Raw genomic sequence first — 22,028 nt, forward strand, 5'->3', positions numbered from 1 at the left:
TCCTGACTCTAGGTGGCGTGCACTACGGTCGCCTCTCGTGCGGGTCCTCGTGGTACTGGCGTTGGTGGCTCTCGGTGCGGGGATCGGCGTGCTGCCCCGCGACGGCCTGGAGCGGCGGCACACCGTCGTCCGGGGTGTTCCGCTCGACGAGGTGCACCCCGCGGCCGAGGGGAGACACCCGGGCGTGGTGGTCGCGCACGGGTTCGCCGGGTCCGCGCGGCTGATGACGCAGTTCGGGGACGTGCTCGCGGCCCGCGGGTACGTCGTGGTGCTGCTGGACTTCTCCGGGCACGGCACGAACACCCGGCCGCTCGGCGACGACGCCGGCCTGGCCCGGAACCTCGACGTGGCGGTGGCGCACCTGCGTAGCCGCCCGGACGTCGACGCGTCCCGGGTGGCGGTGGTGGGGCACTCGATGGGGGCCGGCGTCGCCGTGCGGTACGGCGCGGCGCATCCCGACGTGGCCGCGACCGTCGCGATCTCGCTGCCCGGGGCGTCCGACGTGGGTCCCGACCGGCCGCGGCGGCTGCTGACGCTGGTCGGGTCGGCGGAGTTCCCGGGCTTCCGCGACGCGTCGGCGCGCGCGGCCGCGGTGAGCGGCGGACGCGAGGTGGTGGTGCCCGGGGTGGAGCACGTGTCGATCCTCTGGTCGCCGCGCACGCACCGCGAGACGGTCGGGTGGCTGGACACGACGTTCGGCGTGGACGGTGCCCGCGCGCTGCCGTCGCCGTTGCGCCGGCTGGCCGGGGCGGGGCTGCTGGTGGTGGCGTTCCTGCTGGGGTTCGCGCCGCTGGCCCGGTCGGTGCTCGGCGACGCCGCGACGCGCGACGAACCGGCGGCCCGGGAGCCCGGACCGGCCCGGGAGTCCGGACCGGGCCGGGAGTCCGGACCGGGCCGGGCGTGGGCGCCGGGGGTGGGGCGCGCCGTGCTGGTGAGCGGGGCCGCGGCCGTGGTGGCGGCGCTGATCGCGGCCGTGCTGCCGACGGACGTGGTGCCGCTCGCCATCGGGGGCTATCTGATCGTGTTCACGACGCTGGTCGGCCTCACGCTGGCCGGGTACTCCCGGTGGCGCACCCGCGGCTCCTCCGTCGCGTCGGAACCGGGCGGGCGGGCGCGGCCGGTGCTCGCGGCGGTCGTGCTCGTCGGGTACGCCGGGGCGGCGATCGCGGTGCCGCTCCAGGTGGGTGTCGTCCAGGCCGTGCCGGTCGGGCCGCGGCCATGGCTGCTCGGGCTGATCTGGCTGGGTTTCACGGTGCTGGCGTACGGCGCCGGGCGCCTCACCGGGGGCAGCGGGCTCGGGCTGCTCGCCGTGTCGGTGGTGGTCACGGTGGTGCTCACCGCGGCCGCGGTCGGGGGTCTGACCAGCGGCTTCGTGCTGCTGGTCGTGCCGCTGCTCGCGGTGCTGATGGTGTGGCAGGCGGCCTGGACCGAGGTGCTCCGCCGCTACCGGGCGCCGCTCGGGGTCGTCGCCCCGGTCGGTGCGCTCGTCGTCGCCTGGCCGGTGGCGGTGACGCTCCCGCTCACCTGAGCCGCGCACACGTCGGCGCCCCGGTGCCGTCGGACGGCACCGGGGCGCTCTCCCGGGAGGGTCAGGCGAGCCAGGGGAGCCGCGTCACCAGCGCCGTCCCGCGCCACCAGCCGCCGAGGCCGAAGTACCGGCCGGCGCCCAGCAGCGCCAGCACCGCCACGATCAGCGCGCCGAGGACGTGGTCGTCGGTGACCGGGTTCGTGGTCGTCGGCAGCGACGCGGTCCACATCAGCACGTAGAGCAGCGCGCCGCTGACCCCGGCGATCCGCATTCCGATCCCGAGGGTCATCGCGACCCCGATCCCCAGCAGACCCAGCATGAACGCCCAGTTCGCGAACGCGGTGCCGGCGAGGTCGTGGTAGATCCCGGCGAACGGCCCCGTCGTGCCGCTCAGGAAGCCCAGCGTCGGCGAGCCGCCGTCCAGCCAGCCCTGGCCGGCCGGGGTGGCGTGACCGAGCCCGAGCAGTTTGTCGACGAACGCCCAGAGGAACGTCCAGCCGACGACGATCCGGGTGGCGGCCAGCGCGACCCGGGCGGCCGGGCCCGGAGCCGCCGCCGCGGTGTCGTCGGCCGGCTCGGGAAACCTGATCGGGGCGTGGAGGTTCGGCGCCCGCCGGGTCCGTTCCGGTCCGTGGGTGGTGGCCATCGCAACGTCACCTCTTCGAGGGTGGTCGGTGGAGCGGTGCACCTCCAGGTTCGGGCCGCGCGCCGGGCCGCGGCAGGGCCGGAGGTCCCGCCCGCCCGGGCCCTCGGTCCGACCGGCTCCCCGGCGCCGCACCCGGGACGAAAGTCCCGGTCGCGGCGGCCCTGCGGCCCTGTCCGGCCCCGGCCTCCCGGCGGCACGCTCGACGCAGCGAGAGGAGGTCCGCGATGAGGTACGTGCTGGTGGGCACCGACGGTTCCGGCCGGGCCGACCGGGCCGTGGAGTGGGCGGCGTCGGAGGCCGCGCGACGCGACCGGGAGCTCCGGATCGTGCACGGGTTCATCTGGCCGCTGCTGCGCGTCTCCACCGCCCCGGTGCCCGGCCTCGAAGGGTCCGGGCTCGAGGCGGCCGCCCGGCAGCTGCTCGCCGCCGCGGCGGCCCGTGCGGCGACGGCGGCGCCCGGACTCCGGGTGAGCACCGCGCTGACGCTCGGCGCCCCGGTGCCGGCGCTGCTGGCCGAGGCCGACGACGCCGAACTGCTGGTCATCGGTTCCCGTCGCCTCGATCCGGTCACCGGGCTGATCGTCGGTTCGGTCGGGGTCGAGCTGGCGGCGTCGGCGCCGTGCCCGCTCGTCGTCGTGAACGACGGCCCGGCCGAGCCCGGCCCGGTGCGGCGCGTCGTCGTCGGCATCGACGGCTCCGACCAGGAGAACGGCACCGCGCAGGCCGCGGCCGTGCTCGACTTCGCGTTCGACGCCGCCGCACGGCGCACCGCGGAGATCGTGGTCGTGCACGCGACCGGGCACCGGGGTCATCGGAGCGCGGAACAGGCCGCGATCCAGGCCACGGTCGAGACCTGGTCCGACAAGTACCCGGACGTCGCCGTGCGGACCGTCACCGAGCCGACGAGCCCGGCGACCGCGCTGCTCACCCGGGCCGCGGGCGCGGACCTGCTGGTGCTCGGCGCGCACGGCCGGGGCGGGCTGGCCGGGATCCTGCACGGCTCGGTGAGCCGCCAGGCGCTCTGGCGCGCGCCCTGTCCGGTCGCCGTCGTCCGCCCCGCCGGGATCGATCCGAGGAGAACACGATGAGGCACCTGATCGAACTCGGTACCCGGGCGCCCTCCCTGCACAACTCCCAGCCCTGGCTGTTCCGCCCCGGTGACGACGGAATCGAGATCCTCGCCGACCCCGCCCGCACCACGCCGGTGAGCGACCCGACCGGCTGGGCCGCCCGGCTGGCCCTGGGCGCGGCGGCGTTCAACGTCCGGCTGGGGTTCGCCGAGTCCGGCCGGCTCGCCGTCACCGAAGTGTTCCCCGACGACGGAGTCGTGGTGCGGGTGCGTCCGGTGGGCGAACGCCCGGCCACCCCGGCGGAACGCGCGCTCATCGACGCGATCCCGCGGCGGCACTCCAACCGGCGTCCGTACCGCGACGAGCCGGTGCCCGACGCCGTCCTCGCGGCACTCGTGGACGCGGCCGCGGCGGAGGCGTGCCGGTTGACCGTCCTGGGGCCGGCGGCGGTGACCGAGGTGGCCGACCTGATCGCCGCCGCCGACGACGTGCTCGAACACCGCCCGGGGTACGCGGCCGAGCGTCGCCGGTGGATGCGTGGGGGTCCGGCGGCCGACGGGGTCCGCGCGGACCGCGTCGCCGGCCGCCCCGACCCCGGCGAACGGCTCCGGCGCCGGGACTACGGCGCGCGCCTGGGCGCCCCGAGCCGCCGGTACGAGAGCGACCCGTGTCTGGCCGTGCTCTCCAGCAGCGGGGCCGGCCGCCACGACGACGTGCGTGCCGGCCGGGCGCTCCAGCACGTGCTGCTGCGCGCCACCGCGTCCGGCCTGACCGCGTCGATGTTCTCGCAGCCGATCGAGGTGGCCGGCGCACGGGCCCGGCTCGCCGCGCTGACCGGGGGCGGCACCCCGCAGATGGTGCTGCGCGTCGGCTACGGACCGGCCCACGAGCCGGCCCCGCGCCGCCCGGCCGACGAGGTGACCTGCGCCCCGGCGCTCCCGGGGACACCGACCGAATGACCGACCACAGCCGAGGGGACCGGCCATGACCAGCACCATCCTGCGGAGCGCGGCGGAGACCGCCCGGCACGCCCCGTCGATCTTCAACACCCAGCCGTGGCGCTGGCAGGTGCGCGGCGACGTGCTCGAACTGCGCGCCGACCGCACCCGCCTGCTCCCGGTGACCGACCCCGAGGGCCGGATGCTGACGGTCAGCTGCGGGCTGGCGCTGCACCACGCGCTGGTGGCGCTGGCCGCCGGGGGCCACGCGACGCGCGTCGAGCGCCGGCCCGACGCCGCCGACCCCGACCTGCTGGCCCGGATCACGCTCACCGGCGCGGCGGACCCCACCGACGTCCGGCTGCGTAACGCGATCCCGGACCGGCACACCGACCGGCGCCCGTTCGCCGACACGCCGGTGCCGGACGGGTTCGTCGACCGGCTGCGCGGCGCCGCCGAAGCCCGGGGCGTGTACGTCGCCGAGCTCGACGCCGACTCGCTCGTGCGTTTCCAGGTGACCGCGGCGCGCGCCGGGGAACTCGACCAGAACGACGTCGCCTACCAGGCCGAGCTCGCCCGGTGGACGCACCGCCCGGCGTCGTCGGCCGACGGGGTGGGGCCGGAGTCCACGGTCGTGCCGACGCCGCGCACGGTGCCGCTCCGGTCGTTCTTCCCGGACGGCGCGGACCGTCTGCTCCCCGGCCCCGGCCACGACGGCGGCGCCCGGTACCTGGTGCTGTGGACGGTCGGCGACACCCCGGCCGACTGGCTGGCCGCGGGCGAGGCGATGAGCGCGGCGCTGCTGGAGACCACCGCCGCCGGGCTGGCGGTGTCTCCGATGACCGACGTGGTCGAGGTGCCCGCGTCCCGGGCGATGCTGCACCGGGTGCTGAACCACCTCGGTGAGGCCCAGGTCGCGCTGCGGATCGGGGTGCCGTCGACGACCGACGCGCTTCCGGCCACCCCGCGCCGCACCGACGTGATCGGCTAGCGCTAGCGGACCACGAGCAGCGGGCCGTCCGCGTGGTGCACGAGCCGCCGGGCCACCGACCCGAGCCGCATCCCGCTGAACCCGCCGCGCCCGTGCGCGCCCACCACGGTCAGTCCGGCCGTGGCGGAGAGTTCGGCCAGCATCCGGGCCGGCTGTTCACGCTCCACGACGGCACCGACCGGCACCCCGGGGTACTTCGCGCGCCACGGGCCGACCTGGTGGTCGATCAGCTCGTCGGCCTCGTGCCGTGCCTCGATCCAGCTGGGCACCGCGGCCGAGCCGAACATGCCGACGACGCTGACGTCGCTCCACGCGTGCGCCACGACCAGCGGCGCGTCCCACCGTTCGGCTTCGGTGAACGCGGCGCCGAGCGTGACGTCGTCCTGGGCCGAGCCGTCGATGCCGGCGACGACCGGCGCGTCGGGGCCGGGCCGGTGGTCGTCGTGCACGACCACCACCGGCACCGGGGCGTGGGCCGCGACCGCGGCCGACACCGACCCGAGCAGCAGGCTCGCCGCCGCATCCAGGCCCCAGCTGCCGACCACGACCGTGTCGCTCGACGCCGCCGCCGCGAGCAGGGCCCGGACGGCGGTCTCGTCGCTCACGTGCCCGGTGACCGGCAGCTCGGGGAACTCCGCACGCAGGTCGTCGCACGTGCGCGCGAGCAGGTGCTCGCCGTCGGCCCGGGCCGCGTCCTTCAGCTGCGCGATGCGCCGGGCGCCGAATGCCGACCGTTCCCCGGGCCAGCCGACGCCGGTGACCACGGCCAGCGGCAGCGCGCGGACCCGGGCGTACCCCGCCGCCCAGTCGAGGGCCGCCGCCGCGGGTGCCGAGCCGTCGACACCCACCGTGATCCCTGGCGCATCGGACATACAGTCATGATCCCTCACGAACGGTATTTTTCCGCAGACGGGCCACGCCCTCGATCAGGAACCAGAGGAACAGCGGGTAGACCGCGACGCGCTCCATGCCCGCGACGCCGATCCCGAGCCCGTGCCCGGTCACGTGCAGCCCGGTGGCGATCAGGCCCACGATCCCGAAGACGACGCCCAGCCGGCGCCGGGTGGCGATCAGGCCGAGGTTGCCGAGCACGAACACCAGCGCGGCCCCGAGGACGTGCGTGTTCTCGTCGACGTCGGCCGGCGCCAGGCCGACCAGCACGCAGCCGACGGCGGCGGCCAGCAGCAGGTACCGGACGGCGCCCCGGAACAGCGTCACCGCCCCGGTGGCGACCAGCGCCCCGTTGAGCACGAACACGGTGTTCATCAGCCGGTGCCACGGCGCGCTCACCTCGCCGAGGTCACTGATGTTGTTGTCGGCCCAGCTGAACGGTTCGGTCCAGGCCGACTGCACCACCCATTGGCCGACGAAGAACAGGGTGCCGGCCGAGGCCAGCGCGACCGCGCCGAGGATTCGTTTCACACCGCACAGCTCACCAGGCCTGGGCCGTCGCGGCACGGGGGACACGTATCACGTCGGGGTAGAGCCAGCCCGACCGAAGGGCGACGTGCTACGCGCACATCCGCGCGGTCGGGGACCGTCGCGTCACCCGGTGAACGCCCGGGTGAAGTCGAACGGCTCCTGCTCGACGCTCGAGCACGCGGCGTCCGCGGTGGGCTTCGGCCCGCCGGGGCACGGCCGGTCCCGCGTCGCCGACCACATCCCGTAGGAGGCCAGCCCCTTCTCCCGGGCGAACGCGCCCACCTCGCGGGCGTCGGCGACCGTGAACACCTCGCTGGCGACGTCGTTCACACCGATCATCGGCGTCACGGCCAGCAGCCCCCAGGCCTCCTCGTCGGAGAGCTCGAAGACGCCCTTGACCTGGGCCTGGGCCGCGGTGACGGCGTCGATCGCGAAGCGCCCCAGCTGCCCGCCCGGGTCGGGCGCGGCGGCGTCGCCGTAGTCCATCGCCATCAGGTTGACCGCGTCGAACCCGACGCCGGCGTCGCGGGCGCCGGCGAGCAGGTCCACCCCGCCCTGGGTGAGGCCCTGGGGCAGCGCGGGCAGCGTGACCGAGACGTCCAGGGTCGGGTTCGTCCGGCGCAGGATCGTCACGGCCTCGGCCCGCCGCCGGTTCGCCGCGGTGTCGCCGAGCGCGGAGCCCTCGACGTCGAAGTCGATCCGGGTGGCGTCGTAGGCGTCGATCGCGCGCTGGTAGGCGGCGGCCAGCGCCTCGGGGCTGTCGCACACCGTCGCGAGCTCGGTGCCGTTCGCGCCGCCGAACGAGAGCCGGACGTCGCCCCCCGCGGCACGCAGGTCGGCGACCCGGCCGGTGACCCCCGGATCCTCCACCGGCAGGACACCGCCCCAGGTGGGCGTGCACCCACCGGCGCCGACGACGAACGCGAGCGTGTACTGCCGCACGCCGGTCGTCGCCGCGTTCGCGGCCAGGTCGAAGGGCGGGTGGAGCAGGACGTCGACGTAGGGGGAGAACTCGGTGCCGTCCAGGCCCGGTGCCTCGGTGGCGCGGTCGTCCGGGCCGGGGTCCGGGTCCGGGCTCGGGTTCGCGGGCTCCGGTGCCGCCGTCTCCGGTTCCGGGGTGCCGCCCGCCGCCGGGGCGTCCGGGGTGGACGTCGCGAGCGGACGCGTCGGCTCGGGCTTCTCCCCGACCACGGCGGACGCCTTCGGCGACGGCGACTCGTTCCCGCACGCCACCCCGTTGATCGTGCAGCCGTCCGGCGGCTCCTGCTGCTCACCGGCCGCGTCGGCGACGAACCCGACCACCACCGACTGCTTCGGCGCCAGCTCGGCGTTCCAGGTCTCGTTGCGCACCGTGACCTTCGCCCCGGTCGTCTCCGCGCGACCGTTCCACAGGCTCGTGATACGCGCCCCCCGCGGCAGCGTGAACTCCAACGACCAGCCGTCGACGGCCTCCGCGCTGGTGTTGGTGAGGGTGTACGTGCCGGTGTACCCGCTGTCCCAGCGCGCCGTCTGCACGTAGTCCACCGCGAACCCGGCCGCCTGCGCCTGCCCCGCGGTCAGCGTCGCGACCGCCACCGCGGCGACGGTGGCGAGCACCCCTGCGGCCCCGAGCCGCTTGACCGGCCGGCGCGACCGCCGCAGCCGATGGCCACCACGAAATCCGGCCGGACGCTGTTCACGCGCGGGAACGGACGGCACGATCGCGACTCCTGGGGTTCGTTCGGTGGGTACCAGCGACGCTAGGCCCTCGACGACCACCCCGATCGGGAGTCAAAGTACCGATCTGGCGGGTTTAAGGCCCACTTAGGTGAGTGAATGCGATTCATGCGGGGGCTGGGTGGGTGGCGTCGCCACCGCACGGTCGGGTCGCCCGGGGCCGAGGCCCGGTGGGTTGGGCCTGGTCCGCCACCGCCTGGTGCACGGGCGATCTATTGGCCGCGTTTCCGCTGGTGCCTCCTGCGTGGCCGCGGGCTCCGGCGTGACCAATGGTGTCGGCGTGACCGCTGGGTCGGCGCCCTGGCGCGACCGAATGGCATCTCCGCGGCCGGTGCTGGTGGTGCCCCGCTGCCATGGCCATCGTTGCGGCGGTGGGGTTGATGTGGCCGTTGTAGCCGGTGGGCTCGGGTGCGGCGGTGCGGCTAGTGCGGTGGTGCGGCCCCGCGCCCGGAGAGCTCACTCCGTCGCGAGCAGGCCCGCGTAATCGGCGATCGTCAGTGGACCCGCCGTCAACGACCCGTCGCCCCGTGGGACCCGCAACCTCGACCCGTCGTGCACGAACGCCACCGCCCCCACCGGCAGCCTCGACGACAACGTGCAGACGACCTGGCCGAACACCAGGACATCGTCGGCGCGGCCCAGGTCCTGGGAGCCGGTCTCCACGGTCACCAGGCCGCCGTCCTGGGTGGCGCCGGACACCAGGGGCGCGCCGGTCAACGCGCTCGTGTAGCCCTCGTTGCGTTCGGCCCGGGTGGGGCCGGCCAGCAGCAACTTCAAGTGGGCGTCGGCGCTGAGCGGGGTGGTGACCCGGCGGGGTACCGGCGCGAGTTGCGAGTCACGCACCAGGCAGATGCGTTCGGTGGCGGTGCCGGGGGTGGCCCCGCCGCTCGGGGTGGCCGCGGCGGTGGCCATCGGCTGGGCCGCGCGTGGCTCGGAGTCGAGCGGGACGCCGCAGCCGGCCACGCCGCCGAGCGCCACCGCGAGAAGTACGACGAGCCGCCTCATGGCACCCGCACCCGGAACAGCGCGCCGCCCTCGGGGCGGTCCTCCACCGACGCCGCCCCGCCGTGGGCCGCGGCGTGCGCGGCGACCAGCGACAACCCGAGGCCGGTGCCGTCGCTGCCGGTGGCACGGTCGGAGGCGGTGTGACCGCGCACGAACCGGTGGAACACGGTCTCGCGGTCCTCGGGGCGGATGCCCGGCCCCTCGTCCTCGACGACGAGCTCGTGGTCACCGATGCGCACGGCCACCGGCCCGCCGCCGTACTTGACCGCGTTGTCGACGAGGTTCACCAGGATGCCCTCCACTCGGCGCCGATCGACGAACCAGGTGGCCGCGTCGGCGTGCACCACGTCCGGCGGGACGCCGCGGGAACGGCAGATCTCCCGGGCCATCGCCTCCACGTCGACCTCGGTGCGCTCCAGGGGCCGGTCGCCGCGCGCGAGCTCCAGCAGGTCGTTGACCAGGCGCCCGAACCGGTCGACCTCCTCGACGACGAGCGTGGCCGCGGCGGCGCTGCGCTCGTCGAGCGAGGCGGCCCGCCGGTGGAGCACCGAGGCCGCCGCGGCCAGCGTCTGCAGCGGGGATTTCAGTTCGTGGCTGACGTCGGCGGCGAACCGGCGGTCGCGTTCCACCCGGTCGGCCAGTTCGTCGACCATGCGGTTGAACGACCCGGTGAGGCGGGCCAGGTCGGGCTCGGCCGCCGGATCGAGGTGGGTGCGGACCTGCCCGGCCGCGATCTGCTCGGAGGCCTCCGCGACCCGGGTGAGCGGCCGCAGCACCGACCGGGTGGCGTACCGGCCGAGCGCCGCGCCGGCCAGCGCGGTCAGCAGCGCCACCGCGGTGAGCACCAGCGCCAGCGTGGAGAACGTGCGCTCCAGCTCGGCCAGCGAATCGAGCTCGTAGAACGCGGTGCCGTCGGCCAGCGGCACCCCGACGACCACCAGCGGCCGCCCGCCGGCACGCACCCGCTGCACCGAGGCCTCCCCGTCGCGGACGCGGTCGCGCAGCGCGGACGGGATCGCGCTGGTCTGGCCCTCGTCGGCGGTGCGCGAGTACCAGACGTCGTCGCGCTGGACGAGCACCTGCCGGTTCTCGGTGGTCTCCAGCGAACGCAGGATCTCGGCGACGTCGGGCGCGTCGGCGGCCAGGTCGGCGCGCACGACCGACGCGTTGTAGTACGCCGCGCGCACCGCGGCCCGCTCCCGCTCCTCGGTGAGCGACACCCGCACCAGCTGGTAGGAGAGCAGCGCCATCACGGCCGAGAGCAGCAGCGCCCCGACCGCGAACACCGCGGTGACCCGCGTCCGCAGCGTCATCCGGACAACTTGTAGCCCATGCCCCGCACCGTCACCAGGTGGCGGGGGCGCCGCGGATCCGGCTCGATCTTCTGACGCAGCCGCCCGACGTGCACGTCCACCAGCCGCTCGTCGCCGATCTCGTACTCCCAGACCTGCTGCAGCAGCTGGCGGCGGGAGAGCACCCGCCCGGCGTTCTCGGCGAGTTCGCAGAGCAGCCGGAACTCGGTGCGGGTCAACGCGACCGGCCGGTCGGCCAGCGTCACCTCGCCGGCCTCGGGGCGGATCGCCAGCTCGCCGAACGTCCAGGCCGCCGCGGTGGACGCCGGGGCCGCGGCCCGCCGGCGCAGCGCACGCAGCCGGGCGACGAGTTCGAGGATCGGCACCGGCTTCACCACGTAGTCGTCCGCGCCGGCCTCCAGCGCGGTGACGATGTCCTGGGTGGCGTCGCGCGCGCTGACCACGAGCACCGGCACGTCGTCGGTGCGGCGCAGCTCGCGGATGGCGTCGAACCCGTCGAGGCCGGGCAGCATCAGGTCGACGATCACCACGTCGGCCGGGGAACGGCGCTGACGGCGCAGCCCCTCCTCGGCCGTGCCGGCGCCGTCGGCCTCGAAGCCCTCCTCCTCGAGCGCGAGCAGGAGAGCCAGGCGGATCCGGTCGTCGTCTTCGATCACCAACACTGACGGCATGGCTCCATCCTCCCCGGAGCCTCCGACAGAATGCCCGCCTCCCCGAGCCGGGCGGGGATTGTCACAGAACCGTCACACGGCTGCCCAGAGACCTCCACGCTCGGAGATCACGCTGGTCATATGGGTATTCCAGTGATCGAGCTACGCGTCGCCGAGTCGTTCACCGGCGTCGGCCTGTCGTCCATCCGCGAGTCCGTGGCGGAGGTGCTCGCGCTCGAACCGAGCGTCCTCACGCTCGACCTGCGCGACTGCCCGTCGGTCGACGCGGCGGGCATCGCGTACCTGCTCGACCTCCACCGGCGGATGCGCCGCGACGGCAACCGGCTGGAGCTGCAGCACCCGACCCCCCGGGTGCGGCGGGTGCTGCAGCACGTGCGCCTCGACCGCATCCTGCCCGTCCACGGCGACCAGCCCGAGCTGAGCGCCCTCTAGACCGGCCCGCTCGCGGCCAGCAGTCCACCCCCTCCCCGCCGCGAGCGGGTCGCCGACGCAACCCTGGGAAGGAGTTGCCATGCCACTCGCCCCTGCCCGTTACGCCATTCCCCGCCGACGCACCGCGCGCCGCCGCCCGTCGGTCGCCGCCGTGCTGCTCGTCGTCGTCGCCCAGGTGGCGTTGCTCGCCGGCATCCTCGGCGTGCACGCGAGCTGGATCGCGGCCGCGCTGATCTTCGGGGCCGCCGCCATGGTCATCGAGAACCGCCGTCAGCGGGACACGAGGCCGGTCTCGTAGGCCAGCACGACCAGCCCGGCCCGGTCCCGTGCGCCGAGCTTCGCCAGCAGGCGGCTGACGTAGGTGCGCACGGTGGCCGGGCTCAGGAACAGCACCGCCGCCACCTCGTCGTTCGACCGCCCGGTCGCGACCTCGGCGAGCACCTCGCGCTCCCGTTCGGTGAGCCGGTCCAGCCGGGTGTCCGGGCCGGGCCGGTGCACGGCCGCCGCCGCGATCACCCGCCGCGTCACCGCCGGAGCCAGCAACGCCTCCCCGGCGGCGACCGTGCGCACCGCCTCGCGCAGCGGACCCGGCCGGATGTCCTTGAGCAGGAACCCGGAGGCGCCCGCGCGCAACGCGTCGAACAGGTGCTCGTCGGTGTCGAACGTGGTGAGCACGACGACGCGGACGCCGGGGACCTCCGCGGTGATCCGCGCGGTCGCCGCCACCCCGTCCACGCCCGGCATCCGCACGTCCATCAGCACGACGTCCGGGCGCAGCCGGCGCACCACCTCGACGCCGGCCGCGCCGTCGGCGGCCTCCCCGACGACCACCAGGTCGTCGTCGTGGGTGAGCAGCGCACGCAGCCCGGCACGCACCAGCTCCTGGTCGTCGACGAGCACGATCCGGATCATCGCGGCAGCGCCACCCACACCCGGAACCCGCCCTCGGGCCGCGGACCGATCTCGGTGCGCCCGCCGAGCAGCGCGACCCGCTCACGCAGCCCCACCAGCCCGAAACCGGACCCCGGGTTCGCCCGCGGCCCGTCCCCGCCGTCGCGGACCTCCACCACCACACTGGTCTCGGTCGTCGTCAGCTCGACGCTGACCGGCGACCCACCGCCGTGCCGGCGGGCGTTGGTCACCGCCTCCTGGACGATCCGGAACACCGCGGCCTCGACGGTGGGCGGCAGCGGTCCGAGGTCGGGCGGAACGTCGACGCCGAGCTCGCGCAGCTCGTCCAGGCCCGGTGGCGTGCCGTCCCGGAGCAGGCCGAGCGCGCGCCGGAGCTCCGCGCTCGCGGTGTCGCACGCGGCCCGCACGTTCCGCAGCGCGCGCCGGGTCGCGGCCGGGTCGTCGTCGACGGCCTCCAGCGCCACGTCGGTGTGGAGCGAGACCACGGTGAGCGTGTGGCCGACCGCGTCGTGGACGTCGCGCGCCACCTCCAGACGCTCGGCCTGGAGCGCACCGGCGAGCGCCTGTTCGTGGGCGCCGCGTTCCCGGGCCAGCCGGTCGCGCTGCTCGGCGCGGAGCAGGCGGCGGGAGCGGATGCCGTCGCCGAGCGCGATCGTGGCGGCCATCGCGGCGCCGGTCACCAGGATCTCGTAGCCGAACAGGTACGCGGGGTCCTCACCGTCGTGCAGACGGGCGTACGTGGAGATGGACAGCAGGCCGGTACTGACGCCGATCGCCCAGCCCGCGTACCCGGCCTCGGCCGCGGTGTAGAACGCGGCGCCCAGCGGCACCGGCAGGCCGATCGGCGGGTAGTCGCGCACGTAGTACGCGATCAGCAGGGCGGCGCTGACCAGCAGGACCTCGCGGGGGAACCGGCGGCGGACGAGCAGCACCGCCCCCAGCGCGACCGCGGTGCCGTACGCGAGGACGTCGGGCCCGCGGTGCGAACCGAGGTCGGCGGCGATCGCGACCGTCACCGCGGCGGTCGTGAAGAGCGCGAGCGCGGCGTCGAGAAGTCGTTCCCGCGGGGTCATCAGCCGAGCGTAACGGCGGTCCGGCGCGCGGTGGGCAAGTGTCGCTTCCGGACGTACGGCGCTACGTCGACGGGCGATCGGGGTGCCGCTCCCGGAGCGATGCGGTGCGGCGGGCCGGTTACCTAGCGTTGCCGTCGTGACGGAGACCGAGGTTCGGACGCGGAGAGTGCTGGGCCGGTTCGCCGGGTGGTCGCTGCGGCACCACTGGGCCGCGCTGGTCGCGTGGGTGGTGATCGTGGGCGCGCTGGCCGTGCTCGCCGGGCGGGTCGGCAGCGCGTTCGCCGACGACACGACGCTGCCGGGCAGCCAGTCGCAGCGGGTGGCCGACGCGCTGGCGGCCGACCGGCCGGCGCGCGACGAGGTGACCGTGGTCGTCCACCGGAGCTCCGGGGCCCTCGACCGGGCCGTGGTCGGGGACTTCCTGGCCGGCCTGGGCGCGGCCGATCCCTTCGCGACACCGGGGTCGGTCTCGGCCGACGGGCGGACGGTGCTGGCGACCGTGCCGCTGGACCACCCGCCCGGCGAGACCCCGGCCGACGAGATCGACGCGCTGACCGGCCGGTCGCTGGACGGCTACCGGGTCGAGTGGAACGGCGACTCGGTGCGGGCCGCGAACGAGGCCGGCGGCGCGGCGGAGGGGCTCGGGCTGCTGGCCGCGCTGATCATCCTCGTGCCGCTGTTCGGGTCCCTGCTCGCGGCGACGTTGCCGCTGGTGACCGCGATCCTCGCGGTGGGCAGCGCGGTGAGCGCGGTGATCCTGCTGTCGCACCTGCTGACCGTGCCGAGCTACGCGACGGCGATGATGGGCCTGGTCGGGCTCGGTGTCGGCATCGACTACGCGCTGCTGGTGTTCGTCCGCTACCGGCACGAGCTCCGGTCCGGGGCCGCGCGGTCCGCGGCGACCGAACGGGCGCTGGACACCGCGGGCCGCTCGGTGCTGCTGGCCGGGGGGACGGTGATCCTGGCGCTGCTCGGCATGCTGACGCTGCGGCTCGCGGCGTTCGACGCGCTGGCCGTGAGCGTGGCGCTCACCGTGCTGGCGACGATGCTCGCGTCGATCACGCTGCTCCCGGCGCTGCTGACGCTGTTCGGCCGCCGGTTGGAGGCGCGCGTTCTGCGCCGGGGGACGGCGCGCGAGGGCGGGGAGCGGTGGCGGGCGCTGGCGCGGGGGGTGCAGCGCGCGCCCGTCCCCGCGCTCGTCGGCGGGGTACTGGTGCTGACCGTACTGGCACTGCCGGCCGCCGGTCTGCGCCTCGGGTTCGCCGACGCCGGCACCGACGCGCCGGACACCACGTCCCGCCGGGCGTACGACCTCGTCGCGTCGGCGTTCGGGCCCGGGTCGAACGGCCCGCTGCTGGTGCTCGCGCCCGCCGGAACGACCACCGCGGACGCCGCCGCGCTGGTGCGCCCGGTGGACGGGGTCGCCTCGGCCGTGCCGGTGCCGGACGGGGTGCTCGTCGTCCCGGCGTGGGGCCCGGCCGACGAACGCACCGCGGACCTCGTCCACCGGCTGCGCGACACGCTCGGCCCCGGCTACGCGGTCGGCGGCTCGGTGCCGGGCGCGATCGACTTCGCCGAGACCGTGTCGGCGCGCCTGCCCTGGTTCGTCGGCGCGGTCGTGGGGCTCTCCGCGCTGGTGCTGCTCGTGGTGTTCCGCTCGGTCCTGGTGCCCCTCCAGGCGGCCGTCTCCAACCTGCTGAGCATCGGCGCCGCGCTCGGCGTCATGACGTTCGTCTACGGCGACGGACACCTCGGTGCCCGGCCCGGCCCGATCGAGGCGTTCCTGCCGGTGATCGTCTTCGCGGTGGTGTTCGGCCTGTCGATGGACTACGAGGTCTTCCTGGTCAGCCGCGTGCACGAGGAGTGGCGCCGGGGCATCGGCGCGGCGGCCGCGCTGCGCGAGGGGCTGGCCACCACCGGCGGCGTCATCACCGCCGCGGCCGCGATCATGGTCGTGGTCTTCGGCTCGTTCGTCTTCTCCGGCGACCGCATGCTCGGCCAGATGGGCCTGGGCCTGGCCGCCGCGGTGCTGGTCGACGCGATCGTCGTCCGCTGCCTGATCGTTCCGGCCTTCTTCGCGCTGGCGGGGGAGCGGGCCTGGTGGTTCCCGCGGGCGCTGGCCCGGCTCCCCGAACTCCACCCGCACTGACCGCGGCGGAGCCGCTCAGCCGCTCGCGGCTCAGAGCCGCTCAGCGAGCCGCTCAGCCGCTCGCGGCGTAGAGCAGGTCACGCAGGCCGGGCCGGGCTTCGCGGTCGGCGCGCCAGACCAGGCGCAGCGCGAGGTCCGGCGCCGGGGTGCCGAGGCGCACCAGGGTTCCGGCCGCCAGCGACGCCGCCACCGCGAACTCCGGCAGCAACGCGATCCCCAGCCCCTGCTCGGCCCAGGCCCGCATCACCGCCACGCCGCCCGCCTCGACCACCGGCCGGTCGGTCCCGAACAGACGCTCGGCGGCCAGCCGGAACGAACACTGCGGCACGTTCACGAGCAGCGGATCGGACGCGGAGCCCCGGTCCGGCGCGGCCACCAGCACCAGCGGCACGACCCCGGCGTCGACGAACGTGAGCGGGGCGGCCGGCACCCCGAACCCGAGGTCGCCCACCGCGTCGCCGGTGTCCAGCAGCAGCGCCGCGTCGAGGCGCGCCGCGACGACGTCGCCGAGCAGGGCCTGCCGGTCGGTGGACGGGCGCAGCTCGACCTCGGCGCCCGGCCGCCGGCGACGCAGCCGCTGGACGACCTGCGGGCCGTGGGTCGCGGCGATCGTCTCCAGCGCCCCGAGCCGCAGCGGACGGTCGGCGCCGCGCACCTCCGCGACGATCCGGTCGGCCTCGTCGAGCAGCCGCGGTGCCCGGCCGGCGAGCCGCGCGCCGGCCTCGGTGAGCCGCATCCCGCGCCCGCTGCGGACGAACAGGGCGGTGCCCAGCGCGTCCTCCAGGGCCCGTAACTGCGCGGACACCGACGAGGGCGCCAGCCCGACCTCCGCCGCGGCCCGGTTCACCGTGCCCGCCCGTTCGACTGCGAGAAACGTGCGGAGCTGACGCAGTTCCACCGTCGACCTCCCGAGCGTTCGGATCCGCCGAACGCAGCGTACGGGTCGCGCGGTCGCGTCCCGGCCGGCTCCGGCCGAGGCTCGCGTCATGACCCGGACCCTCCCCGCCCGGGCGACCCCGCTGCTCGGGATCTCGCTCGGCTACTTCCTCGTCCTGCTCGACACGACGGTGCTCGCCGTCGCCGAACCCGACCTCGTGACCTCGCTCGGCGCGTCGATCGCCGGGCTGCAGTGGGTGACGACCGGCTACACGGTCACGTTCGCGGCGCTGCTGCTCGCGGCCGGTGCGGCCGCCGACCGGTTCGGCGCCGACCGGGTGTTCCGCGCCGGGGTCACCGCGTTCGCGGTGCTCTCGCTGGGCTGCGCGCTCGCCCCGGACGTCGCGGCGCTGATCGGCGTCCGCGTGCTGCTCGGCGCCGCCGCGGCGGCGTGCGTCCCGTCGTCGCTGGCGTTGCTGTCCGGGCTCTACCCGGAGCGCGCCGCGCACGCCCGCGCGGTGGGGGTCTGGGCGGCGATCAGCGGTGCGGCGATCGCGGCCGGCCCGCTGATCGGCGGCGCGCTCGTCGCCGGGCTGGGCTGGCGCGCGGTGTTCCTGGTCAACCTGCCGATCGCCGCGGCCGTGCTGGCGACGACCGCGGGCCTGCGCTCGCCCCGGGGCGCCGCCCGGATCGACTGGCCCGGGCAGTGCGCCGCCGCGGCCACCCTCGCGCTCGTCACCGACGTGCTCATCGCCGCCGGCCAGCGGTCCTGGGGCCACGTGGCGCTCGCCGCGCCCGCCGCCGCGGTCGCCGCGGCGACGTTCGCCGCCCTCGAGCGCCGCGCCGCCGCCCGGCCGGGGAGCGCGACACCGGTGCTGGACCGCGGGCTGGTGGGGAACCGGCGGGCGCGTGCGGTGCTGCTGGCCGGCGGGGCGGTCAACTTCGCGCTCGCCGGAGCGCTGTTCGTGCTGCCGCTCGCGCTCGCGGCCCGCGGCCTCGGTCCACTCGCGACCGGGCTCGCGCTGGCCCCGCTGACCGTGCCGTTCGTCGTCAACCCGCCGGTCACGGCCCGGCTCGTCGCCCTGCGCGGGCACCGCACCGCGATCCTCCTCGGCCTCGCGCTGCTGACGGCCGGCGCCGCCGCGCTCGCCGCCGTCCTCGTCGAACGCCCGCACGCCGGGGGCTACCTCGCGCTGGTGCCCGGCCTGCTCCTCACCGGGTTCGGGGTTTCGTTCGTCCTGCCCGCGCTGGTCGGCGCCGTGCTGCACGCCGCTCCGCCGGGCACCGCCGGTGCGGCCGGCGGTGTCCTCAACGCCGCGCGCCAGACCGGTGCGGTGCTCGGTGTGGCGGTGCTCGGCGGCGCCTATTCCACCGGCGCCGCCCTGGCCCTGCTGATCGCCGCGGCGGTCACCGCCGCCGCGGCGCTGCGTTTCACGACGTCCTGACCCGCGCTCAGACCGCCCTGGCGATCGCGATCGTGCTGCTGCTGCGCGGCCCGGCCTCGTAGAACATGTACTGCACCCCGCCGTCGGTGCCGAACGACGGGGCGGCCGACCGTTTGGTGTCGGGCGCCCCGCTCAGCGGGGTGTGGAACACCCCGAGGTGCACCTCGCGGTCGAAGTCCGGCCCCACCTCGGTGAGGAACATCTTCCCCGAGTCGCCGTGGTAGACCACGTACGTGGTGCCGTTGCGCTCCAGCACGTGCGGCCCGGACAGGTCCGACTGGCCGTCCCCGGCCGGGGACACCAGCGGCGAGGGGTCGTACGACCAGGAGAACCCGTCCGCCGACCATCCCCAGTAGAGGTACCGCTTCCCGCCGAGCACCCCCATGAACACCATGACGTAGGTGCTGCCCTTCGACGCGATCGGGTGCTCGAAGACCCGGGCGTAGGAGGTCTCGGTGAGCCCGGCGATGTCCGCGGTGGTCAGCACCGTGCCGACGTACGTCCAGTTCACGCCGTTCGCCGACGTCGCGAGGCGGGTGGCGTTGTTGGCGCCGTGGAAGTACATCAGGAACCGCCGGGCTGACGCCTGCCAGATCACGTGCGGCGACGACACGTGGTTGACCGAGTAGTGCGGCGCCCACACGTTCGCGACGATCGGGTTCGCCGCGTACTCGGTGAACGGCCCGGCCAGCGAGTTGCCGTACGCGAGGCAGATGCCGCCCGGCGCGTCGTGCGGCGCGTAGTACAGGTAGTAGCGCCCGAGGCGCGTCCCGAGCTTGTCGTAGACCCCGCGGATGCACGGGAAGATCAGCTCGTCGGTCGGGTTGTAGCGCAGCGCGGCCTTGTCGAGGGCCACGCCGAGGTACTGGTAGCCGGGAAAACCGGCCGGTGCGGCCGCGGCCGGGGCGGCGCCCAGCGCGCCTCCGCCGAGCAGTGCACCGCCGCCCAGCGCGGCGGCCCCGCGCAGGAACGTCCGCCGAGCGAAATCCGTCATGTGCCATCTCCTCGTCACTGAGTGTGTGGCCCCCGGATGCCCGAGTGTTCTGCGCCGGCCAGCCTCCGGTCAAGGCGCTAATACGAATTATCAAAGGGGATTCGCGAATCCGGCCGACCCCCTTGACGGCGCCGCCCGGCTCACTCCAAGATTCTGCGACATCGCGCTGATACGTATTAGCGTCCACGCTAGGAGACACGTTCCGTGAGCAATCCGCGCCGCATCACCCAGCGGGACATCGCCCGCCTGGCCCGGGTCAGCCAGGCCACCGTGTCGCTGGTGCTCAACAACCGCACCGACGCCGGGGTGCGCATCGCCCCGGAGACGCGTGAGCGGGTGCTCGAGGTGATCCGGGAGACCGGGTACGTGGCCGACCCGATCGCGCGCCGGCTCGTCGACCGTCGCAACCGGATCATCGGCGTGTTCACCTACGAGCCGGTGTTCCCCAGCGCGACGCGGGACTTCTACCACCCGTTCCTGGTCGGGATCGAGGAGGCGGCCGAGCGGCTCGGGTGCGACCTGCTGCTGTTCACGAGCACCCCCGTGGTCGACGGGCGGCGGCGGATCCTCCACGAGGAGAACCGGCTGCGGCTGGCCGACGGCTCGGTGCTGCTCGGTCGTCACATGGACGCCGACGAGGTGTCCAAGCTGGTCGCGGACGGCTATCCGATCGCGGCGGTCGGCCGCCGGGACCACGACGCGGTGCCGTACGTGGGCGCGGACTACGCCGCCGCGACCGCGGCCCTGGTGCGTAACGCGGTCGCGCTCGGGCACCGCACGTGCGCGTACGTGGGGCCCGGCGCCGGTGCCGAGTCCTCCACCGACCGGCTGCGTGGTTTCCGGGACGCCGCCGGGGACGCGATCCACGCCACCGACGTGAACGCCTCCGCGCTGGACGCGTTGCTCGCGGCCGGGGTCACCGCGCTGTTCGTCGAGGAACCCGCGGACGCGGTGGCGCTCGTCGGGTTCGCGCGGGAGCGCGGTCTCCGCGTCCCGGCGGACCTGTCGGTGCTGACGCTCGGCGACCCGGTCCGCCCGATCGACGGGGACCCGGCCGACCGGCTCGACTTCACCGGCTTCTCGATCCCGCGCCGCGAGATGGGCTGGCAGGCCGTCGAGGTGCTCACCGAGTCCCTCGAAGGCGCGGCCACCGGCCTGCAGCGCCTCCTCGCCTGCGAGCCGGTGGCGGGCACGACGCTCGCCCGCCCCGCGGCGCACTGACGACCACCGAAAGGAGACTCCGTGACGGACGTGCACGCCGACGTACTGATCGTCGGGGGAGGGCTGGGAGGGGTCGCGGCCGCGCTCGCCGCGTTACGCGCGGGGCGCAGCGTCGTGCTCAGCGAGGAGTTCGACTGGCTCGGCGGGCAGCTGACCAGCCAGGCCGTCCCACCCGACGAGCACAGCTGGGTGGAGCGCTTCGGCGTCACCGCCTCCTACCGGGCCCTGCGCGACGGCATCCGCGACTACTACCGCCGCTACTACCCGCTCACCGCCCGGTCGCGCGCCGCCCGCGAGCTCAACCCGGGCGCCGGGCACGTCAGCCGGCTCTGCGCCGAACCCCGGGTCGCGGTCGCGGTGATCGACGCGATGCTCGCGCCGTACCGGGGGAGCGGCCGGCTCACCGTCCTGCAGCCCTACCGCCCGACCGGCGCGGACACCGACGGCGACCGGGTCACCGCGGTGGAGCTGACCGGGCGGGACGGCACCACGGTCACCGCGAGCGCCCGCTACGTGCTCGACGCCACCGAGACCGGGGAGCTGCTCCCGCTCACCGGCACCGAGTACGTCACCGGCTTCGAGTCGCGGGACGACACCGGCGAACCCAGCGCACCCGCCACCGCGCAGCCGGACAACATGCAGGCGGTGTCGGTCTGCTTCGCGGTGGACTGCGTCGACGGCGACCACACGATCGACCGGCCGGTGAACTACGGCTTCTGGCGCGCGTACCGGCCGGACTTCTGGGGCGGCCCGCTGCTCGGCTGGCGGACGCCGAACCCGCGCACGCTGCAGACCAGCGTCCGGTCGTTCACCCCCAACCCCGACGACGACCCGCTCGCCGTCGTCGCCGATCAGCGCGTGAGCCCCGGCGACGGCGACCTGTGGACGTTCCGGCGCATCGCGGCCCGGCGGCACTTCGTGCCCGGCGCCTACGCCAGCGACATCACGCTGGTGAACTGGCCGATGATCGACTACTTCGAGTCCCCGGTCGTCGACGTCCCCGACGCCGCGAAGCACCTCGACGCCGCGCGTGACCTGTCCCGCTCGGTGCTCTACTGGCTGCAGACCGAGGCGCCCCGGCCCGACGGCGGCACCGGCTTCCCCGGCCTGCGCCTGCGCGGCGACGTCACCGGCTCGGCCGACGGGCTGGCGCAGGCACCGTACATCCGCGAGGGACGGCGGATCCGCGCCGAGTACACGATCGTCGAGCAGGACCTGTCGCTCGCCGTGCGCGGCGCGCGGGGCGCGGTGTCCTACCCCGACAGCGTCGGCGTCGGCATGTACCGCATCGACCTGCACCCCTCGACCGGCGGCGACAACTACCTCGACGTCGCGTCCTGCCCGTTCGAGATCCCGCTCGGCGCGCTGCTGCCGCGCCGGGTGGAGAACCTGCTGGCGGCGGGCAAGTCGCTCGGCGCCACCCACGTCACGAACGGCTGCTACCGGCTGCACCCGGTCGAGTGGAACGTCGGCGAGGCCGCCGGTGCGCTCGCCGCGTTCTGCCTCGAGAGGAACGTCGCGCCCCGGGCGGTGCGCGCGAACCCCGCGCTGCTCGCCGAGTTCCAGGCCCGCCTCGACGCCGACGGCGTCGAGCGGCGCTGGCCCGACGTCGTCGGCTACTAGACC

General features: G+C 75.5%; 21 protein-coding genes. 10 read left to right on the plus strand and 11 right to left on the minus strand.

Going from position 1 to position 22,028, the window contains the following annotated elements; genetic code table 11:
- Positions 1-37: 37 nt before the first annotated feature.
- A complete protein-coding gene (locus ABD437_RS15325) occupies positions 38-1,528 on the plus strand; it encodes a dienelactone hydrolase family protein (protein ID WP_344649507.1) in 1,491 nt (496 codons plus the stop codon).
- A gap of 61 nt (positions 1,529-1,589) precedes the next feature.
- On the opposite strand, the gene ABD437_RS15330 is transcribed toward ABD437_RS15325, so the two are convergent.
- Positions 1,590-2,174 carry a hypothetical protein gene (locus ABD437_RS15330; RefSeq protein ID WP_344649508.1) on the minus strand — a complete coding sequence of 195 codons (585 nt, stop codon included), beginning with the start codon at positions 2,172-2,174 and terminating at the stop codon, positions 1,590-1,592.
- A 224-nt stretch (positions 2,175-2,398) separates the two neighbouring features.
- Here ABD437_RS15330 and ABD437_RS15335 point away from each other — a divergent pair, with 224 nt between their 5' ends.
- From ABD437_RS15335 to ABD437_RS15345, 3 genes are read left to right on the plus strand one after another with little or no spacing between them, the layout of a single operon-like run.
- Complete coding sequence (locus ABD437_RS15335) at positions 2,399-3,262, plus strand: universal stress protein (protein ID WP_344649509.1); 864 nt, start codon at positions 2,399-2,401, stop codon at positions 3,260-3,262.
- A complete protein-coding gene (locus tag ABD437_RS15340) occupies positions 3,259-4,203 on the plus strand; it encodes an Acg family FMN-binding oxidoreductase (protein ID WP_344649510.1) in 945 nt (314 codons plus the stop codon). Before ABD437_RS15335 ends, ABD437_RS15340 begins: the two co-directional genes overlap by 4 nt.
- A 25-nt stretch (positions 4,204-4,228) precedes the next feature.
- On the plus strand, positions 4,229-5,173 hold the full coding sequence (locus tag ABD437_RS15345; RefSeq protein ID WP_344649511.1) for an Acg family FMN-binding oxidoreductase: 945 nt from the start codon (positions 4,229-4,231) through the stop codon (positions 5,171-5,173).
- A 2-nt stretch (positions 5,174-5,175) separates the two neighbouring features.
- Here ABD437_RS15345 and ABD437_RS15350 read toward each other — a convergent pair whose 3' ends face one another.
- From ABD437_RS15350 to ABD437_RS15375, 6 genes are all read right to left on the minus strand, one after another.
- Positions 5,176-6,045, minus strand: a complete 870-nt coding sequence (locus tag ABD437_RS15350) for a universal stress protein (protein ID WP_344649512.1) — start codon at positions 6,043-6,045, stop codon at positions 5,176-5,178.
- A gap of 4 nt (positions 6,046-6,049) precedes the next feature.
- Positions 6,050-6,595: a DUF998 domain-containing protein gene (locus ABD437_RS15355; RefSeq protein WP_344649513.1), complete on the minus strand. Its 546-nt coding sequence runs from the start codon at positions 6,593-6,595 to the stop codon at positions 6,050-6,052.
- A 123-nt stretch (positions 6,596-6,718) separates the two neighbouring features.
- On the minus strand, positions 6,719-8,293 hold the full coding sequence (locus ABD437_RS15360; protein ID WP_344649514.1) for a cellulose binding domain-containing protein: 1,575 nt from the start codon (positions 8,291-8,293) through the stop codon (positions 6,719-6,721).
- Positions 8,294-8,767: 474 nt separating this feature from the next.
- Positions 8,768-9,316 (minus strand): GerMN domain-containing protein, encoded by a 549-nt coding sequence (locus ABD437_RS15365; RefSeq protein WP_344649515.1) that lies wholly within the window; start codon positions 9,314-9,316, stop codon positions 8,768-8,770.
- Complete coding sequence (locus ABD437_RS15370; protein ID WP_344649516.1) at positions 9,313-10,629, minus strand: sensor histidine kinase; 1,317 nt, start codon at positions 10,627-10,629, stop codon at positions 9,313-9,315. Before ABD437_RS15370 ends, ABD437_RS15365 begins: the two co-directional genes overlap by 4 nt.
- A complete protein-coding gene (locus tag ABD437_RS15375; protein ID WP_344649517.1) occupies positions 10,626-11,300 on the minus strand; it encodes a response regulator transcription factor in 675 nt (224 codons plus the stop codon). The genes ABD437_RS15370 and ABD437_RS15375 overlap by 4 nt, the downstream gene beginning before the upstream one ends.
- Before the next feature lie 120 nt (positions 11,301-11,420).
- Here ABD437_RS15375 and ABD437_RS15380 point away from each other — a divergent pair, with 120 nt between their 5' ends.
- Complete coding sequence (locus ABD437_RS15380; protein ID WP_344649518.1) at positions 11,421-11,732, plus strand: STAS domain-containing protein; 312 nt, start codon at positions 11,421-11,423, stop codon at positions 11,730-11,732.
- 79 nt (positions 11,733-11,811) lie between these two features.
- On the plus strand, positions 11,812-12,030 hold the full coding sequence (locus ABD437_RS15385) for a hypothetical protein (protein ID WP_344649519.1): 219 nt from the start codon (positions 11,812-11,814) through the stop codon (positions 12,028-12,030).
- On the opposite strand, the gene ABD437_RS15390 is transcribed toward ABD437_RS15385, so the two are convergent.
- Both ABD437_RS15390 and ABD437_RS15395 read right to left on the minus strand, forming a co-directional pair.
- Positions 12,003-12,644, minus strand: a complete 642-nt coding sequence (locus ABD437_RS15390) for a response regulator (RefSeq protein WP_344649532.1) — start codon at positions 12,642-12,644, stop codon at positions 12,003-12,005. The two genes, ABD437_RS15385 and ABD437_RS15390, sit on opposite strands and share 28 nt — an antisense overlap.
- Positions 12,641-13,717: a sensor histidine kinase gene (locus ABD437_RS15395; RefSeq protein ID WP_344649520.1), complete on the minus strand. Its 1,077-nt coding sequence runs from the start codon at positions 13,715-13,717 to the stop codon at positions 12,641-12,643. The genes ABD437_RS15390 and ABD437_RS15395 overlap by 4 nt, the downstream gene beginning before the upstream one ends.
- A 136-nt stretch (positions 13,718-13,853) precedes the next feature.
- On the opposite strand from ABD437_RS15395, the gene ABD437_RS15400 reads away from it, so the two are divergent.
- Positions 13,854-15,866, plus strand: a complete 2,013-nt coding sequence (locus ABD437_RS15400; RefSeq protein WP_344649521.1) for an MMPL family transporter — start codon at positions 13,854-13,856, stop codon at positions 15,864-15,866.
- 52 nt (positions 15,867-15,918) lie between these two features.
- Here the strand turns inward: ABD437_RS15400 and ABD437_RS15405 are convergent, their stop codons facing one another.
- Positions 15,919-16,764 (minus strand): LysR family transcriptional regulator, encoded by an 846-nt coding sequence (locus ABD437_RS15405; protein ID WP_344649522.1) that lies wholly within the window; start codon positions 16,762-16,764, stop codon positions 15,919-15,921.
- A gap of 88 nt (positions 16,765-16,852) precedes the next feature.
- Between ABD437_RS15405 and ABD437_RS15410 the strand changes: the two genes are divergently transcribed.
- Positions 16,853-18,187, plus strand: a complete 1,335-nt coding sequence (locus tag ABD437_RS15410; RefSeq protein ID WP_344649523.1) for an MFS transporter — start codon at positions 16,853-16,855, stop codon at positions 18,185-18,187.
- A gap of 7 nt (positions 18,188-18,194) precedes the next feature.
- On the opposite strand, the gene ABD437_RS15415 is transcribed toward ABD437_RS15410, so the two are convergent.
- On the minus strand, positions 18,195-19,181 hold the full coding sequence (locus ABD437_RS15415) for a glycoside hydrolase family protein (protein WP_344649524.1): 987 nt from the start codon (positions 19,179-19,181) through the stop codon (positions 18,195-18,197).
- 204 nt (positions 19,182-19,385) lie between these two features.
- Between ABD437_RS15415 and ABD437_RS15420 the strand changes: the two genes are divergently transcribed.
- Together ABD437_RS15420 and ABD437_RS15425 are read left to right on the plus strand one after the other, a co-directional pair.
- On the plus strand, positions 19,386-20,402 hold the full coding sequence (locus ABD437_RS15420) for a LacI family DNA-binding transcriptional regulator (protein WP_344649525.1): 1,017 nt from the start codon (positions 19,386-19,388) through the stop codon (positions 20,400-20,402).
- A 30-nt stretch (positions 20,403-20,432) separates the two neighbouring features.
- The gene (locus ABD437_RS15425; RefSeq protein ID WP_344649533.1) at positions 20,433-22,025 is read left to right on the plus strand and encodes an FAD-dependent oxidoreductase; all 1,593 of its coding nucleotides are present in this window, start codon (positions 20,433-20,435) and stop codon (positions 22,023-22,025) included.
- Positions 22,026-22,028 lie beyond the last annotated feature (3 nt).

Origin of the sequence: Cryptosporangium japonicum, from assembly GCF_039524755.1 — a bacterium.
In the GTDB taxonomy this organism is placed as follows: Bacteria; Actinomycetota; Actinomycetes; order Mycobacteriales; family Cryptosporangiaceae; genus Cryptosporangium; species Cryptosporangium japonicum.

Excerpts from the sequence above, each read along its gene's own strand:
- ABD437_RS15395 (WP_344649520.1), bottom strand. The coding sequence starts at position 13,717 with ATGACCCCGCGGGAACGACTTCTCGACGCCGCGCTCGCGCTCTTCACG.
- ABD437_RS15365 (WP_344649515.1), bottom strand. The coding sequence starts at position 9,316 with ATGAGGCGGCTCGTCGTACTTCTCGCGGTGGCGCTCGGCGGCGTGGCC.
- ABD437_RS15410 (WP_344649523.1), top strand. The coding sequence starts at position 16,853 with ATGACCCGGACCCTCCCCGCCCGGGCGACCCCGCTGCTCGGGATCTCG.
- ABD437_RS15385 (WP_344649519.1), top strand. The coding sequence starts at position 11,812 with ATGCCACTCGCCCCTGCCCGTTACGCCATTCCCCGCCGACGCACCGCG.
- ABD437_RS15345 (WP_344649511.1), top strand. The coding sequence starts at position 4,229 with ATGACCAGCACCATCCTGCGGAGCGCGGCGGAGACCGCCCGGCACGCC.
- ABD437_RS15370 (WP_344649516.1), bottom strand. The coding sequence starts at position 10,629 with ATGACGCTGCGGACGCGGGTCACCGCGGTGTTCGCGGTCGGGGCGCTG.
- ABD437_RS15350 (WP_344649512.1), bottom strand. The coding sequence starts at position 6,045 with ATGTCCGATGCGCCAGGGATCACGGTGGGTGTCGACGGCTCGGCACCC.
- ABD437_RS15390 (WP_344649532.1), bottom strand. The coding sequence starts at position 12,644 with ATGATCCGGATCGTGCTCGTCGACGACCAGGAGCTGGTGCGTGCCGGG.
- ABD437_RS15340 (WP_344649510.1), top strand. The coding sequence starts at position 3,259 with ATGAGGCACCTGATCGAACTCGGTACCCGGGCGCCCTCCCTGCACAAC.
- ABD437_RS15380 (WP_344649518.1), top strand. The coding sequence starts at position 11,421 with ATGGGTATTCCAGTGATCGAGCTACGCGTCGCCGAGTCGTTCACCGGC.
- ABD437_RS15415 (WP_344649524.1), bottom strand. The coding sequence starts at position 19,181 with ATGACGGATTTCGCTCGGCGGACGTTCCTGCGCGGGGCCGCCGCGCTG.
- ABD437_RS15375 (WP_344649517.1), bottom strand. The coding sequence starts at position 11,300 with ATGCCGTCAGTGTTGGTGATCGAAGACGACGACCGGATCCGCCTGGCT.
- ABD437_RS15335 (WP_344649509.1), top strand. The coding sequence starts at position 2,399 with ATGAGGTACGTGCTGGTGGGCACCGACGGTTCCGGCCGGGCCGACCGG.
- ABD437_RS15330 (WP_344649508.1), bottom strand. The coding sequence starts at position 2,174 with ATGGCCACCACCCACGGACCGGAACGGACCCGGCGGGCGCCGAACCTC.